Raw genomic sequence first — 13272 nt, 5'->3', positions numbered from 1 at the left:
AAGACCGCGCCGGACAGGCGTTGCGCGGCGGCGGCACAGGACGCGGCAAAAAAGTTGAACTGATTGTGCAAACGGCCTGCGCGGTGAATTGGCCGTGCGTGTGCCGTGAAATACAGTGAAAACAGTGGAGTATGTCTTGGCCGAGAAGGCCGGGCATGCCCGGTCATCCCGTATTCGCGCCTTGGCACACCGCTTGCTGTAGCTTGATCACCTTCCTTTCTTTGCAGAGAGCCGGTCCTACAGGGGTGTGGGGCCGGTTTTTCTTTTGCGCGCATCCGTCACCGCGTCTCCAGCAGCGCCCGCGCCGCGTCCAGCACCGCGTCCACGGTGATGGCGTCCATGCACGGGGCCGCCTCCGGCATCCGGTCCACGTCGGCGCGCTCCTGCCCGCCACGGTTCCGCCAACCGCACCCGAGAACGCGCAGGGTGGCGGAGCAGGGCGCGCAGTCCAGGGGGCTGGTCAGCGCCACGGCCCCGTGCGGCCGCCACGCGGCGGCGGGGGCCGGGCCGAACAGGGCCAGCACCGGCGCACCGTGCAGCGCGGCAAGATGCAGTGGCCCGGAATCGTTGCCCACGACCAGCCGCGCGCGGCGCAGCACGCGGGCCAGTTCGCCGTGGTCGGCCGGGGTGACCATCGGGATCTCGCACCCTTCCGGCATCAGGGAGCCGTGGGCCATGCCGCGCTCCAGTTCCGCCGGACCGAGCACGTACAATGGATTGTACCCGGCCTTCGCCAGTTCCCCGGCCACGGCGGCGAACCGTTGCGGCGGCCACTGCTTGGCCCGGTGCCCCGCGCCGGGCGCCAGCGCCACGGTGCGCGAATCCGCGCCTTCCCAGCCGCCGAACAATCGTTGCCATGTGCCGTGCCAATCCGCGTCCCAGCGGGGCGTCCAAGGCAGGGCCGCCGGACCCGCGCGTTCAAGCCGGTCCCGCAATGCGCCGGTGACGTGCCGCGTGGGGGCCGCTTCCCTCGTGGTCCTGCCCTGTTCCCCCTTGTCTTCTTCGCCGCCGTTCGGCCCCGGCGGCAGGCAGGGCAGGGGCACGATGCGCGGATGGGCGGCCACCGGCAGGTGGTCCAGGCAGAACCAGGCCACAACGGCTCCCGCCAGGCCGTCCGGCCACGCCGGTTCGCCCGCATCGCCGTACAGCCCTTCCAGCGCCCGGCGCATGGCCGGGGGGCAGGGGGCGTAGCCCAGTGGGGCCAGCCAGCGCATGCGCTCCATGTTGCCCGCGAACAGCAGACGGGGGGCGTCTCCAACGCCGCGCGCCAGCGCCAGCAGGGCGGGCCAGGCGCACAGGAAGTCGCCCAGCGCCCCGTGGTGTACGGCTATCAGCTTGTCACTTTTCATCTCTGCGCGTATTCTGGGAAAGTGGTGTCGTATCCGCCGCCTTCCGGGACGGGGTGTTCCGGCCCGTCGGCGGGTGGCGGGGGCCGAGGCGGAGCCTGCGGCCAGCCCGGCAATCGTTACGCCCGAAACCCGGACCAGTACAATGGAACATCGCGTCCCCTGCCCGCACTGCGGCGGTTCCGTGGTCATGTACCGCAACCCTGCGCCCACCGTCGACATCCTCATTCACGAGCCGGGGCGGGGCATCGTGCTCATCCGGCGGCGCAACGAGCCGCCCGGCTGGGCGCTGCCCGGCGGGTTCATCGACTACGGGGAATCGGCCGAGGCGGCGGCGGTGCGCGAGGCCCGCGAGGAAACCGGACTGGACGTGGAACTGACCGGCCTCGTGGGGGTGTATTCCGAACCGGGGCGCGACCCGCGCCACCATACCCTCAGCGTGGTCTATGCCGCGCGGGTGCGTGGCGGAACCGGGGCCGTCCCGGTGACGGGACCCGTTGCAGGAGATGACGCGGCCGACGCCCGGTTCTTCGCGCCGGACGACTTGCCGCACCCCATGGCCTTCGACCACGCGAAGATCATCGCCGACTGGCTGCGCGGCCGGGCATCCTGCCCGGAGCGCAGGGGCGAAGGGGCCTGAGGCGGACCGGTGACAGGCCCGCGGCCCCGGCACGATCAGAACGCAAGCGCCAGGCGGCGCGCAACGCACCGCGCGGCCACGCCGCGCGCAAGGGGAGGAACGCGCGATCATGCGACGTGAGGTCGTTTTCGTCACCTCGGAAATGTATCCCTTCTCCAAAAGCGGGGGCCTGGGCGACGTGCTGGGCGCTCAGCCCCTGGCCCTGCACCGCATGGGCGTGCCCACGTCGGTGATCACGCCGTTCTACGGCCGCCTGCGCACGGCGGACTACGGCATTCACCTGACCATTTCCGACTGTCACGTGGGCTACCCGTGGGACCCCATCACCTGCGACGTCTACGAGGCCGACTACCACGGCATGAAGGTGTACTTCGTGCACCGTGGCGAATACTTCGACCGCCGCTACTACTACAACGACCACAAGGGCGACTATTTCGACAACTGCGAGCGGTTCATCTTCTTCTGCCGCACCGTCATGGCGCTGCTGCGCCGTCTGGGCACACCGCCCGCCGTGCTGCACGCCAACGACTGGCAGAGCGGGCTGGTGCCCGCCTACCTGCACTTCTGGCGGCAGACCGACCCGTTCTGGGCCGACACGCGCAGCGTCATGACCATCCACAACCTGGCCTTCCAGGGGCGGTTCGCCTCGCGCCTGTTCACGGGCTGCGGCCTGCCGCCGCAGGCGTGGGCCATGGACGGGGTGGAATTCTGGGGCGACTTCAACCTGCTGAAGGCGGGCATCGCCTACGCCGACATGGTCACCACGGTCAGCCCCAGCTACGCCCGCGAAATCCTGGGACCGGCCTACGGCTGCGGGCTGGAGGGCATCCTCCAGGCGCGCCAGCACGCGCTGCACGGCATCCTCAACGGGGCGGACTACGGCATCTGGAACCCGGCCCAGGACAAGTTCCTGCCGTGCCGCTACGGCCCGGACGACCCGCAGGGCTTCGCGGGCAAGCAGCGCTGCAAGACGGCCCTGCTGGACGAACTGGGCCTTGCGCCGGAACTGGCCCACCGGCCGGTGCTGGGCTTCATCGGGCGGCTGCGCGGGCAGAAGGGCATCGACCTGCTGCTGGACATCGTGCCCCGGCTCATGGAGCGCAACGTGGGGGTGATCATCCTGGGCGAGGGCAACCTCGCGCACGAAGCGCGGGCGCTGGACCTGATGGAGACCTACCGGGGCAGGCTGTGCGCCATCGTGGGCTACACCGAGGACCTCGCCCACCGCATCCAGGCGGGCAGCGACATCTTCCTCATGCCCTCGCGCTACGAGCCCTGCGGCCTGACCCAGATGTACGCCCTGCGCTACGGCACCCCGCCCGTGGCCACGGCCGTGGGCGGCCTGCGCGACACCATCGTGCCGTGGCCGTCGCCCGAGGCCACCGGCTTCACCTTCGGGCGGTCCGACCCGCAGCTGTTCCTGGAGTCCATCCTGGACGCCGTGAACTACTGGGAACACGACACCGAGGGCTGGCGCGGCATGATGACCCGCGCCATGCGCCAGGACTTCTCGTGGGAGCGGGCCGGGCGCAGCTACGTCAACCTGTACAGGCAACTGGGATTCGACTTTTCCTGATATCCGCACGCCGGAAGGACCGGGCATCTCCCGGTACCGGCCCGTCTCCTTCGCAACCGGCTGACCCCAAGCCACGGAACGCACACGCCATGCAGCTTACCCATCCCGCCTTCATCGAGCCCTTCGACCTGTACATGTTCGGCAAGGGCGAACACTGGGACCTCTACCGGGTGCTCGGCGCGCATCCCGCCATGCAGGACGGCGCGCAGGGCTACCGGGTGGCCGTGTGGGCGCCCTCCGCCCGCGAGGTGCACCTGGTGGGCGACTTCAACGACTGGCGCTGGGGCGAATATCCGCTGTACCCGGTGGGCGTTTCCGGCGTGTGGGCGGCCTTCGTGCCGAACATGCGCAAGGGCGCGTTGTACAAGTTCGGCATCCGCACCAATGACGGGGGCAACGGGGGGGACGGGCGCATCGTCTACAAGACCGACCCCTTCGCCCTGTACGCCGAAATGCGGCCCGGCGTGGCCGCCGTGGCCTGGGACATCGACAACCATCAGTGGGCCGACGGCGACTGGATGCAGCGCCGCGCCGAGGCGGGCACGCCGTTGCGGCAGGCCGTGTCCATCTACGAGGTGCACGCGGGCTCGTGGCAGCGCAAGACCGACGGCACGGGCGTGGGCGGCCACCCCTTCCTGTCGTGGGACGAACTGGGCGACGGGCTCATCCCGCACGTGCAGAACCTGGGCTTCACCCACATCGAACTGCTGCCCGTGGCGGAACACCCGCTGGACCAGTCGTGGGGCTACCAGACCGGGCACTACTACGCGCCCACGTCGCGCCACGGCAGGCCGGAGGACTTCAAGCGCTTCGTGGACCGCTGCCATCAGGCGGGCATCGGGGTCATCCTCGACTGGGTGCCCGCGCACTTCCCCAAGGACGACTGGAGCCTTGGCCGCTTCGACGGCACGGCCCTGTACGAACACCTGGACCCCCGCCGGGGCGAGCACCCGGACTGGGGCACCTTCATCTTCAACTACGGCCGCCACGAGGTGCGCAACTTCCTGCTGGCCAACGCCTTGTACTGGCTGCGCGAATTCCACATCGACGGCCTGCGCATGGACGCCGTGGCCTCCATGCTCTACCTCGACTACTCGCGCGAGGGCGGCGACTGGCTGCCCAACGACCACGGCGGACGGGAAAACCTGGATGCCGTGGAATTCCTGCGCCAGCTCAACGTGGTGGTGCACGGGCAGTTCCCCGGCGCCATGACCATCGCGGAAGAATCCACGGCCTGGCCGGGGGTGTCGCGCCCGGTGTACACCGGCGGCCTCGGCTTCACCTTCAAGTGGAACATGGGCTGGATGCACGACACGCTGGACTACTTCCGGCACGAGCCCGTCCACCGCTCCTACCACCACAACGCGCTGACCTTTTCCTTGCTGTACGCCTTCACCGAGAATTTCGTGCTGCCGCTCTCGCACGACGAGGTGGTGCACGGCAAGGGCGCGCTGCTCTCCAAGATGCCCGGCGACATGTGGCAGCAGCAGGCCAGCCTGCGCGCGCTGTACGCCTACATGTGGGCGCATCCCGGCAAGAAGCTGCTGTTCATGGGCGGCGAGTTCGGCCAGTGGAACGAGTGGGACGAAAGCCGCGCGCTGGACTGGAGCCTGTACCAGTTCCCCGCGCACGCGGGCATTCATGCCCTGTTGCGCGACCTGAACGGAATCCTGCGGCGTGAACCGGCCATGCACGTGCACGACCACGACTGGACCGGGTTCCGCTGGATGGACTTTTCCGACTGGGGCGGCTCGGTGATCAGCTTCGTGCGGCAGTGCGACAGCACCCCGCCCGTGCTGTGGGTGTTCAACTTCACCCCGGTGGTGCGCGAATACTACCGGGTGCCCGCGCCCAGGGGCGGCGCGTGGCGCGAAGTGCTGAACACCGACAGCGAATACTACGGCGGCTCCAACGTGGGCAACGGCAGCGAGTTGCAGGCCCGCAGCGACGACTGGGGCGGCGGCCACCATCTCATCCTGACCCTGCCGCCGCTGGCGGGAGTGGCCTTGATGCCGGGGTAGCCCGGGGTTGCTGGTGATCTTCAATTTATGCGGGGGAGGGACCCTTTTGAAAAAGGGTCTCCTCCCCCGCGCCCCCGCTTTGCTGTCCTCTTCCGTAATGCTCGAAGACTCGCATAACGGCTGAGGCTCCCCCCAAAATTTTCAATTGTTTTCAGTAGCCTGTCTGCCTCCTCTCCTTTCCCCTTCACCTTCGGGCCGCGATTGCGTAGATTCCGCCCGTCCACGCACGGCGTACGGCGTACGGCGCACGACGCGCGGGCGCATTCCGGAACCGCAGGAACGCACATGACCGAACCGAGAATCATCGTGCACGGCGGCGCGTGGACCATCCCCGCCGACCGGCGCAAGGCCCACGTCGACGGCTGCCGCGCGGCCGTGGACGCCGTGTGGGGCGAACTGCAACGCGGCATGCCCGCGCTGGAGGCCGTGCGTCTGGCCGTCAACGTGCTGGAGGCCGACCCCACCTACGATGCCGGGCGCGGGGCCGTGCTCAATGCCGACGGGCAGATCGAACTGGACGCCGCCATCATGGACGGGGCCACCCTGAACTTCGGGGCGGTGGCGGCGGTGCGCGGCTTCCTGCACCCCGTGGACATCGCCCGCAAGGTCATGGACACCGAATTCTGCTTCCTGGTGGGCGAAGGGGCGGAACGCTTCGCGCGCGAGGCGGGCATTGAAGCCATCGACCCGACCGAACTGGTGGTGGAGCGGGAGGTGCGCCTGTTCAACGAACTGCGCGCCCGCGCGGGGTTCAGCACCCACGACGCGTTCCGGCCCCAGGCCGGTGCGGCGGAGACCGGCGACGCCGCATGCCGCTGCCCCGAACCGCCCATGCCCAAGGGCACCGTGGGTGCCGTGGCGCTGGATGCGGCGGGCAACGTCGCCGCCGCCACCTCCACCGGCGGCACCCCCATGAAGCGGCCCGGCCGGGTGGGCGATTCGCCCCTGTGCGGCGCGGGCACCTACGCGGACAACGAGACCGGCGGGGCCTCGGCCACCGGCTTCGGCGAAGGGATCATCCGGGTGCTGCTGACCCGCTCCGCCTGCGACTTCCTGCGCGGCGAGGTCAACGGCGCACCGTCCGCCCCCGACGATGCCGCCCGCGAGGCCATCGAACTGCTGCACCGCCGGGTGTCCGGCCACGCCGGGCTGATCATGCTGGACCGGCACGGCCGTTACGGCGTGCACTGCAACACCGAGCACATCGCCCATGCCTGTGCCCTGCCGGGCGGGGGCATTCATGCGGACGTGCACGTGCGGCGCTGACCGCGCCGCACGTCGGGTCGCACAGGTACGGCGCTGATTGCGCCGCACCGGCGGGCTGAGGTGGACGCAGGGTGCTGACCGCGCCGGATATGGACAGCCCGCGCGAATGCGCATAGCCTGTGCGGCATGCGTGCGGAACCGTTGCTGATAACCCTTGGCGACGCCAACGGCCTCGGGCCGGAGCTGGCGTGCCGCCTGCTGTCCGGGCCATTGCCTGCGTACCTTGCCGGGCGGGCGTTGCTGCTGCTGGGGTCGGAAGCGTCCTTGCTGGCGCATCTTTCCCTGGCGGGGGGCACCCCCTTCTGGAGCCGGGTGGACGACCCGGCGCGGGCGCTCGGCCCGGACGCCACGCCCGGCGTGTACCTGTACGAGCCGCCGGGCCTTGACGGCATCCGCGTGCAGGTGGGGCAGGCCACGCCGGACGGCGGCAGGGCGGCGGGCGCGGCCCTGTCCACGGCCTGCGACCTGCTGCTGGCCCCGGCGTCAGCCGGTGTTGGGGGCATCGGGGGCATCCCGTCCCCGCGCGGCCCCCGTGGGCTGGTCACCCTGCCGCTGCACAAGGCCATGCTGCACGCCGCCGGGTACGACGCGCCCGGCCATACCGAATATCTTGCCCGGCGCGCGGGCCTTGGCGACGACGAGGTGTGCATGCACCTTGGCGGCGACGTGCTGCGCGTCAGCCTGGTCACCACCCACCCGCCCCTGCGCGAGGTGCCCGGCCTGGTCACCCGCCAGCGGGTGCTGCGCTGCCTGAGCCTGACGGCGGCGTACGTTCGGGCCATCGGGGCCACGGGGCCGGTGGCGGTGTGCGGGCTGAACCCCCACGCCGGGGAATCGGGCCGCATCGGCCGCGAGGAGATCGACGTCATCGCCCCGGCCGTGGCCGACGCCGTGGCCGAGGGGCTTGACGTCATCGGCCCGCTGCCCGCCGACACGCTGTTCGTCAAGGCGGCGCGCGGGGCCTACGCCGCCGTGCTGGCCATGTACCACGACCAGGGGCTGGCCCCCCTGAAGATGCTGCATTTTTCCGACGCCGTGAACGTCACCCTGGGGCTGCCCTTCGTGCGCACCTCGGTGGACCACGGCACGGGCTTCGACATCGCCGGAACCGGCGCGGCGGACACGGGCAGCTTCGCCGCCGCGCTGCGCCTTGCCTGCACCCTCTGCGACGCAAAGGACTGAGCCATGTACATGGGAATCGACGTCGGCGGCACGCATACCGATGCCGTGGTCATGGACGGCCGCACCATGGCGGCCAGCGCCAAGGTGCCCACCGACCACCACGACCTGCTGGCCTCGGTGCGCGCGGCCATGCAGGCCCTGTTACAGCCCCATACGGCGGTGGAGCCGGGCCGCATCACCCGCATGAACCTCAGCACCACCCTGTCCACCAACGCCATCGTGGAAGGCAAGACAGAGGACGTGGCGGTGGTGGTGTCCGCCGGGCCGGGCATAGACCCGGAACACTTCCGCGTGGGGCGGTTCTACTTTCCGGTGGGCGGGTCCATCGACCACCGGGGCGAGGAGATTTCTCCCCTCGACCCGGCCGAGATGGAACGGGTGGCCGCCGCCTGCTGCGACGCGGGCGTGCGCCTGTTCGCGGCGGTGGGCAAGTTCTCCACCCGCAACCCCGCGCACGAGGCGGCCATGGGCGAGGCGTTGGGAGCGGTTGCCCGCAGCGGCTGCGGCGACTTCGTCTCGCTGGGGCACCGCCTGTCGGGCCAGCTGAACTTTCCGCGCCGGGTGGCCACGGCCTACTACAATTCGGCGGTGTGGCGGGTGTACAACCGCTTCGCCGACGCCATCGAGCAGTCGGCGCGCGAATTCGGCATCACCGCGCCCATCCACATCCTGAAGGCCGACGGCGGCACCATGCCGCTGGCCGTGTCGCGCGAACTGCCGGTGGAATCCATCCTGTCCGGCCCGGCGGCCAGCGTCATGGGCATCATCGCCTTGTGCGACATCCGCGAAGACTGCGTGATCCTGGACATCGGCGGCACCACCACGGACATCGCCGTGTTTGCCTGCGGCTCGCCGGTCATCGAGAAGGACGGCATAGAGGTGGGCAGCTACCCCACGCTGGTGCGTGCGCTGAAGACGCGGTCCATCGGGGTGGGCGGCGATTCGCGCCTGCACGTGGCCGCCGGGACGGTGCGCGTGGGGCCGGAGCGGGCCGGGGCCAGCATGGCCATGGGCGGGACGCGGCCCACGCTCATCGACGCGCTGAACTACCGGGGGCACGCCGCCGTGGGCGACGTGGCCGCCTCGGCGCGGGGCATCCGCGAACTGGCCGGGCTGTGGGACCTGTACCCGGAACGCCTGGCCGACGACGCCATAGCCGAGGCCGTGGCGCGCATCCGCGAGGCCGTCACCGACCTGGTGGACGAGGTCAACGCCCGTCCGGTGTACACCATCATGGAACTGTTGCAGGGCAGGGTGGTGGAACCCGCCGCCGTGTACCTGATGGGCGGCCCGGCCAAGGTCATGCAGCCGCTGCTGGCCCCGGCGCTGGGCAAGCGGGTGGAGGTGCCGGACGACTTCGCCGTGGCCAACGCCATCGGCGCGGCGCTGACCCGCACCACGGCGGAACTGGAACTGTTCGCGGACACCGAAAAGGGCGTCCTGTTCATCCCCACCCTGGGCGTGGAGCGCAAGACCGGCCGGGGCTTCGACCTGGAACGGGCCAGGGACGAGGCGCGGCAGGCCCTGCTGGATCATCTGGCGGGGCTTGGCGTCACCGGCGGCGAGGCGGCGGTGGAGGTGGTGGAGGCATCGTCGTTCAACATGGTGGGCGACTACGGCACCGTGGGCCGGAACATCCGCGTGAAATGCCAGGTGCGGCCGGGAATCATGGGGGATGGGGCAAATGGAGGCCGGGGCGGGAACGGCTGCGGGTGCAAGCCCTGCCCCGGCGAGGGCGGGGCGTGAGGAAGAAGTTTTTGGGGGGCGCGGCCGGGGCGGTGCGCCTCCGGCGCGCCTGTCTGGTGCTGTTGGCCGGGGTGATCGTGCTGGCCTGCGCCGTCCTGCCGGGCGTGCACGGGGCCATGGCCGCAACGGCCAACGCCACGGTGACCAGGCCCGCCGCTCCTGCCGTGCCCGCGCCCAAAGGTCCGTCCGTTCCCGGCGTGCCCGCGCCCATGCAGGGGCAGATGCAGGGGCAGGCGCAGGGGCAAGGGCAGGGCAAGGCTCCGGCCCACGGCGAACCCTCTCTTTCCGACATGATCGGCCAGATGTTCATGGTGGGCTTTCGCGGGGCGCAGGCGCAGGCCGTGGCCCCGCGCGCGGGCGGCGTGCCGGGCCTGGGCGCGCTGCTGCGGCCCGGCGCGGCCAACGCGACCAACGCCGCCCCGCCAGCCGGAAACTCCGCCTACGGCGTGCACGAGGTGTTGGACGACATCCGCGCCGGGCGCGTGGGCGGGGTCATCCTGTTCGACCGCGACGTGACCACCGGCAGCCCGGAGCGCAACATCGTTTCCCCCAAGCAGGTGCGCGCGCTGTCCGCCGCGTTGCAGGCCGCCGCCTCCGCGTCCCCCGCCGGGCTGCCGCTGTTCGTGGCCGTGGACCAGGAAGGCGGCCGGGTGCAACGGCTGAAGCCGGAGCGCGGTTTCACCCAGTATCCCCCGGCGCGCCAGTTGGGGCAGGGCACGGTGGGCGAAACCCGGCTGCGCGCCGTGGCCATGGGCCGCGAACTGGTCGACGCGGGCGTGAACCTGAACTTCGCGCCGGTGGTGGACGTGGACGTGAACCCGGACAGTCCGGCCATCGGCAGGCTGGGGCGGTCCTACAGCCGCGACCCGCGCGCGGTGGCGGCCCACGCGGCGGCGTTCGTCAACGGCATGGCCCAGGCGGGCGTGGTCTCGTGCCTCAAGCATTTTCCCGGCCACGGCAGCGCCCGCGCCGACTCGCACCTGGGCGTCACCGACGTGTCCGCCACCCGCAGGCCCGAGGAACTATGGCCCTACCGCGCGCTGCTGCGCCCGGCGGGCAACGCCTGGGCCGAGGGCTGGGGCGGCATGGTCATGGTGGGCCACCTGTACGACAACCGGCTGGACGCGGCGCACCCGGCCACCCTGTCGCGGGCGGCCATCGACGGACTGCTGCGGCGCGACATGGGCTGGCGGGGCGTGGTCATCACCGACGACTTGCAGATGGGCGCCATCACCGACCGCTATCCGCTGGAAGAGGTGGTGTTCCGCGCCGTGGACGCCGGGGCGGACATCCTGCTGTTCGGCAACAACCTGCGCTGGCAGCCGGACTTGGCCGCGCGGGCGCATGCAACGCTGACCGGCCTCGTACGTTCGGGGCGCATCTCCGAGGACCGCATCCGCCAGTCGTACCAGCGCATCGCCCGGCTGAAGGGGCTGCTGCGCACGGGTGACGCCACCTTGGCGGGCAACGGGCTTGCGCTGCCCGAGTCGCCGGACCTGCCCGATGTCGGGGATGGGGGCAAGCAAGGCCGGATGGGTATGGGAGGAGGCAGCAGTGCTACGCCCTAGTGTGCGTACCCTTAACAAAAAGTTTGGGGGGGAGGGGGCCGGGGAGGGAGACCCTTTCCAAAGGGTCCCCTCCCCGGTTATCTCCCGTCTCCCTCAACCCTCTTTCCCGTGACCACCGCATGCACATCGTCCTGTACCACCCCGAAATTCCGCCCAACACGGGCAACGTGGCGCGGCTGTGCGCGGCCACGCGCACGGCGCTGCACCTCATCGAGCCGTTGGGCTTCAGCCTGGACGACCGCTACCTGAAGCGGGCCGGGCTGGACTACTGGCCGCACGTGGACCTTGCCGTGTGGCCGGACTGGCAGGCGTACCTGGACGGGGCGGGACGCGAACGCCGCCTGGTCATGACCAGCGCCCGCGCGGGCGCGGCGGTGCACCGCTTCGAGTTCACGGAACGGGACGCCCTTGTCTTCGGGCCGGAGACCACCGGCCTGCCGCCGGACGTGCTGGACGCCACGCCCCACCACGTGCGCATTCCCATCTGGGGTGAGGTGCGCAGCCTGAACCTGTCCACGGCCACGGGCATCGTGCTGTATCAGGCGCTGGCGCACACCGGTGCGCTGGAAGGGCGGTGATGGATTCCCTTTGGGGCGCGTGGGGCCTGCTGGCCGTGCCGCCGCTGGCCCTGGCCCTGGACCTGTGGCTGGGCGACCCGCGCGGCCTGCCGCACCCGGTGTGTGGCGTGGGCTGGCTGCTGGGCCGGGCCGAACGGCTGGCGCGCGGCCATGCGGACCGCCAGCCGGAAGCGGTGCGGCCCGCCGCGTTGCGCCGGGCGGGCGTCCTTGCCGTCATGGCCGTGGCGGGCGGCTCTGCGCTGGCCGTGTGGCTGCTGTCCGGCCCGGCCGTTCTCGCCCCTTGGCTGGGCGGGCTGGCGGCGGTGTATTTCGCGTGGGCCGGGCTGGCCCTGGGCGGCCTGCTGCGTGAAGGACGGCGCACCCTGCACGCCATCGAGCACGGGACGCTGGACGAGGCCCGCACGGCGGTGTCCATGCTGGTCAGCCGGGACACGGCCGCGCTGGACCGGCCGGACCTGCGCCGGGCGCTGGCGGAAACCCTGGCCGAGAATTTCAACGACGGCTTCGTGGCTCCGTTCTTCTGGCTGCTGGCGGGCGGACCCGCCGCGTTGTGGGGCTACAAGGCGGTGAGCACCATGGACTCCATGTGGGGCTACCGCACGGAAGAATGGCGCGACCTGGGCCGGGCCTGCGCCCGGCTGGACGACCTGCTGGCGTGGCTGCCCGCGCGGCTGTCCGCGCTGTTCTTGTGGCTGTCGCGTCCGCTGATTGGAGCGGACAAGGGGCCGGGCGGCGGGCGCGGCGGCTGGCAGGGCTTCGGCCCCATGGCTCGCGACGCCCGGACCATGGAATCGCCCAACGCGGGCTGGCCCATGAGCGCCGCCGCGTGGCTGCATGGCGCGTCCATGGGCGGCCCCACCCCCTACTTCGGGGTGGTCAGGCACAAGCCGGTGCTGGGACCACGCCCGGCGGGGAATGAGGGTGGCCCGGCACCCGCCCCCGCATGGGACGCCGACCGGCTGGAAGGACTGCTGCGCCACCTGCGCGTGGCCGGGCTGGTGGCGGCGGGATGTCTGTGGGGCGCGGCGCTGCTGCTTGCGACGTTGACCTGACCGGCAGGATGTCAGCGCAACTGGCTGTCCTTGCTGCCCTTGCGGTTGTACGGCGAAACCGCCTGGCGGTCCCGGTCGGCCTCGGCCTCTTTCTGGCACTGCACGCACAGGCGCACGCCGGGCAGGGCGCGCTTGCGCGCCTCCGGGATGGGGTCGCCGCATTCCTCGCAGAAGTCCAGCCCCGGCCCTTTGGGCAGGCTGTCACGTGCCCGCTGCACCTCGTCGGCGATGGAGTCGCGTATCTGGTCGTTGACGGCGTTGTCGCCCGCCCATCCGGTGGCCATGGTCGTCTCCTTG

11 protein-coding genes are annotated in these 13272 nt (G+C 71.1%); 9 read left to right on the top strand and 2 right to left on the bottom strand.

Features of this window, described 5'->3' with window-relative positions; all coding sequences use genetic code 11:
* Positions 1-278: 278 nt before the first annotated feature.
* Positions 279-1349, bottom strand: a complete 1071-nt coding sequence (locus ACR4XJ_RS05460; RefSeq protein ID WP_434754253.1) for a glycosyltransferase family 9 protein — start codon at positions 1347-1349, stop codon at positions 279-281.
* A gap of 142 nt (positions 1350-1491) precedes the next feature.
* On the opposite strand from ACR4XJ_RS05460, the gene ACR4XJ_RS05455 reads away from it, so the two are divergent.
* The 9 genes from ACR4XJ_RS05455 to ACR4XJ_RS05415 all read left to right on the top strand — a co-directional run bounded on the left by ACR4XJ_RS05455 (position 1492) and on the right by ACR4XJ_RS05415 (position 12975).
* Positions 1492-1986, top strand: a complete 495-nt coding sequence (locus ACR4XJ_RS05455; RefSeq protein WP_434754252.1) for an NUDIX domain-containing protein — start codon at positions 1492-1494, stop codon at positions 1984-1986.
* 109 nt (positions 1987-2095) lie between these two features.
* Positions 2096-3562: a glycogen synthase GlgA gene (gene glgA / locus ACR4XJ_RS05450; protein ID WP_434754251.1), complete on the top strand. Its 1467-nt coding sequence runs from the start codon at positions 2096-2098 to the stop codon at positions 3560-3562.
* An 89-nt stretch (positions 3563-3651) separates the two neighbouring features.
* Positions 3652-5583 carry a 1,4-alpha-glucan branching protein GlgB gene (gene glgB / locus ACR4XJ_RS05445; RefSeq protein ID WP_434754250.1) on the top strand — a complete coding sequence of 644 codons (1932 nt, stop codon included), beginning with the start codon at positions 3652-3654 and terminating at the stop codon, positions 5581-5583.
* Positions 5584-5868: 285 nt separating this feature from the next.
* A complete protein-coding gene (locus ACR4XJ_RS05440) occupies positions 5869-6849 on the top strand; it encodes an isoaspartyl peptidase/L-asparaginase family protein (protein WP_434754249.1) in 981 nt (326 codons plus the stop codon).
* A gap of 126 nt (positions 6850-6975) precedes the next feature.
* Positions 6976-8031 carry a 4-hydroxythreonine-4-phosphate dehydrogenase PdxA gene (gene pdxA / locus ACR4XJ_RS05435; protein WP_434754248.1) on the top strand — a complete coding sequence of 352 codons (1056 nt, stop codon included), beginning with the start codon at positions 6976-6978 and terminating at the stop codon, positions 8029-8031.
* Positions 8032-8034: 3 nt separating this feature from the next.
* Positions 8035-9777 carry a hydantoinase/oxoprolinase family protein gene (locus ACR4XJ_RS05430; protein WP_434754247.1) on the top strand — a complete coding sequence of 581 codons (1743 nt, stop codon included), beginning with the start codon at positions 8035-8037 and terminating at the stop codon, positions 9775-9777.
* Complete coding sequence (locus ACR4XJ_RS05425; protein ID WP_434754246.1) at positions 9774-11345, top strand: glycoside hydrolase family 3 N-terminal domain-containing protein; 1572 nt, start codon at positions 9774-9776, stop codon at positions 11343-11345. The genes ACR4XJ_RS05430 and ACR4XJ_RS05425 overlap by 4 nt, the downstream gene beginning before the upstream one ends.
* Before the next feature lie 119 nt (positions 11346-11464).
* Positions 11465-11923 (top strand): tRNA (cytidine(34)-2'-O)-methyltransferase, encoded by a 459-nt coding sequence (locus ACR4XJ_RS05420; protein ID WP_434754245.1) that lies wholly within the window; start codon positions 11465-11467, stop codon positions 11921-11923.
* A complete protein-coding gene (locus ACR4XJ_RS05415) occupies positions 11923-12975 on the top strand; it encodes a CobD/CbiB family cobalamin biosynthesis protein (RefSeq protein ID WP_434754244.1) in 1053 nt (350 codons plus the stop codon). The genes ACR4XJ_RS05420 and ACR4XJ_RS05415 overlap by 1 nt, the downstream gene beginning before the upstream one ends.
* 11 nt (positions 12976-12986) lie before the next feature.
* On the opposite strand, the gene ACR4XJ_RS05410 is transcribed toward ACR4XJ_RS05415, so the two are convergent.
* Complete coding sequence (locus tag ACR4XJ_RS05410) at positions 12987-13259, bottom strand: DksA/TraR family C4-type zinc finger protein (RefSeq protein WP_434754243.1); 273 nt, start codon at positions 13257-13259, stop codon at positions 12987-12989.
* Positions 13260-13272 lie beyond the last annotated feature (13 nt).

The organism is Nitratidesulfovibrio sp. D1, assembly GCF_051133415.1.
GTDB lineage: Bacteria > Desulfobacterota > Desulfovibrionia > Desulfovibrionales > Desulfovibrionaceae > Cupidesulfovibrio.
Note: the sequence above shows the minus strand (reverse complement) of the source record. Positions and strands in the feature narration are given on the sequence as shown.